A 2,822-nucleotide genomic window follows, 5' to 3' on the forward strand; every position below is an offset into this window, starting at 1 on the left:
CCGGCTGCGCGAGGTCGCCGCTGCCGGCCACAGGCGCCGCGGACGCAGGTCGCACCGGGACAAGCTCGCCCGGCTCGCGAGACTCGCGGTCGGCCGCGGCGGCCTGACTCCGAGTCCCGGCAGTTGCCTCTGGCTCGCGCGGGCGCGGCGGCCACACGCCGTCCGACCCGCCCGCCGCGCTCGTCTGCGCGCCGTCCGACCTCCCCGCCGTGCTCATCTGCGCGCCGTCGAGCGGCGGCGCCTGCGCAGCCGCCGTCTCGGCCGTCAGCAGGTACGCCGCGTCCGTATCCGTCATCGGCCCGTCGTATGCGGCGTCCAGCAGCTCGCGCAGCGCCTCGGCATGCGCCGGGTCCGTCAGCGAGCCGCCGGTGAGCACCAGGTGCACCCCCGCCCGCTGCAGCTCCAGCAGCGTCTGCGCTTCCTCCGGCTGCAGCACGGGCAGATCAGGCACGATCAACGCGGCGCAGCGTTCCCGGAGCGGGGCCGCATGGTCCGCCAGCGTATGCTGCACGATGACGTCGAAGGGCAGATGCGCCTCCTTGAGCATCTTGTAGAGGCCGTGGTATTCCGCCGCGCCGGCCGCGCGCGGCCCGCTTGGCTTGATCAGCGCCAGCCGCGCGGCCGAGCGCAGCTGGCCGAAGTAACGCTCGTGCCGGCGGTGGAAGCGATACACCTCGCGCACCGCGTCCAGACCGGCGCGATCCGGGTAATCGGCGAAGACGCCGATGATGCAGAAGTCCAGGCCCGAGCCGGAGGCAATGCTCTCGTACAGCCGGAGCCGCACCTCGTGCGGCGACACGCCCATGAAGCGATGCTGCAGATCGACCGCATTGATGCAGCAGTTGCTGATCGTCTTGTCGGCCCACGAGTCCTCCACCGATTGCACATTCTCCGAGGCCGAATAGAGCCATAGGGGATGGGGACGCGCCAGCGCCGTATTGGACTCCTTGCGCACGATATCGACGCCGTACTCGTTGTACGTGCTGATCGCCACGTCCGGCCGCAGCGCCTTGACATGCGCGCGGATGCGTGCGAGCATGTCGCGCGTCGTCGCCCACTGGAAGGCCCGGTACGCTGCACCTGCTGCGCCGCCATCCGTCCGCGAGGCGGGCAGCTCGTGCCCGTACTCGGCCATGAACCGCGTGCGGCAGCTCGCGCAGTGGCAAATGCCGTATTCGTTGCCGCTGTAATCGCGCGTCTGATAGCCGAACATATTGAAGAATATGCCGTCCACCGGATACCGGGTCAGCACCTCCTCGAGAATGCGCAGCGAGTAGTCCTGCTGGTACCCGCCGTTGACACAGGTATGCACGATGCCGTTGTAATTGACCTCGCGGCCCTCGCGCGTGCGGTAGAACCACTCGGGATGCCGCGCATAGATCGATTCGTGCGCCTTGGAGAAGTCGAAGCGCGCGAAGAAGCGCATGCCGGCCTCATGCGCGCGGCGGATCGCCTCCCCCAGCACATCGTGACGCAGATAAGGTGTGCGGTAATGGTATTCCAGCTCCGTCGGATAGAAGGCGAAAATCCCGCCCGCGTTCATCATCAGTGCATTCGCGCCGAAATCCTGCAGATCGCCGATCAGCCGCTCGACGTCCATCCCCGCGTCGGTCTCGCGCAGGTTCGTCTGAATCAGCCGCAGGTTGTTGCGCAGCCACCAGCTCATGATTCGCCAGCTCCTTCCTCTGCTTGTCCTTGGATCTGTCCCGGCTCGCGGACGTAGGGAATCGTCAGCGGTCCCATCGGCAGCACCGCGACCCGCATGTCCGCTCCATAGCGGCGCTCCAGCCCGCGCAGCGCCTCGGCGATCGACGCGACCGGCGTGAGCAGCGCGCCGCGCACCTGCTCCTCCGTCAGCGACGAGTAGACGAGCACATCCGCCCAGGCCTGGACGACGGCTTGCTTGTGCACCTGCCACTGGTCGAGCAGGCGGATGCCCGGCTCCTCGATCATCGCCAGCAACTCCTGCGGCGTCGGGCGCATGCCGAGGATACTGGCGTAGTTGCCGTGCGCGGGCAAGCCGTCCGAGCATTCGGCGGCGATCAGGATGGTCCCGCCCTTGCGCACGATCTGCCGGGCGGCGCTCATGCCCTTGACCGCTTGGTACAGATTCTGATCGAGCGGGTAGCCCGAATTGGACGTGACGACGACGTCGAACGGGGCCTCGACCGGCAGCATCGCATGCGCCTTGACGAAGGCGCAGCCCGCGGCATGCGCCGCGAACAGCTCGCCCGCGAAGACGCCCGTGATCGCCTTGCGCGCATTGAGCGTCACATTGAGCAGGAAGTGCGGCGGGCAGAGCCGATTCACCTCCGCGGCCATCGCCTGCAGCGGATTGTCCGCCGTGCGGCCCCAGGTTGCGCGCGGATCGCCGATCATGCGCGCATTGTGAAAGGTCATGATCGTCTCCAGCCCGGCGATGCCGGGCATGATGCCCTTGGGGCCGCCGGAGAAGCCGGCGAAGAAATGGGGCTCTATGAAACCGGTTACAATACGGACGTCAGCCGCTACATATTCGCGGTTGAGCCAGGCCTCGCAGCCGAAGGAGATGGAGCCGACTCGCGTCAGCTCCTCCCTCGCCTGGCAGTGATGATTGACGACCCGGATGCGCCGCGTCACCTCGCGTCCGAGCATCTGCTCCAGCTCCTGCGGCGTCTGGTCGCGATGCGTGCCGGTGCCGTTGATAATGACGATCTGCTCGTCCGGCACATGGGACAGCTCCTCCAGCATCCACGGCACGAGCCGGTCATTGGGCGTCGGCCGCGTGATGTCGCTGATCACGATCGCCACCCGGTCGCCGCGCCGGGCCAGCTCGCCCAGCA

Annotated in this window: 2 protein-coding genes; both read right to left on the bottom strand. The window is 67.7% G+C overall.

Annotation, left to right across the window (positions count from 1 at the left end):
- A partial coding sequence (locus IDH44_RS26195) for an alpha-amylase family protein (protein ID WP_190921771.1) occupies positions 1-1,666 on the bottom strand: 1,666 nt, incomplete at its 3' end.
- On the bottom strand, positions 1,663-2,822 hold a 1,160-nt coding region (gene larA / locus IDH44_RS26200; protein ID WP_190921772.1), incomplete at its 5' end, for a nickel-dependent lactate racemase. The genes IDH44_RS26195 and larA, both read right to left, overlap by 4 nt.

It is taken from the genome of Paenibacillus sabuli, assembly GCF_014705605.1.
In the GTDB taxonomy this organism is placed as follows: domain Bacteria; phylum Bacillota; class Bacilli; order Paenibacillales; family Paenibacillaceae; genus Paenibacillus_D; species Paenibacillus_D sabuli.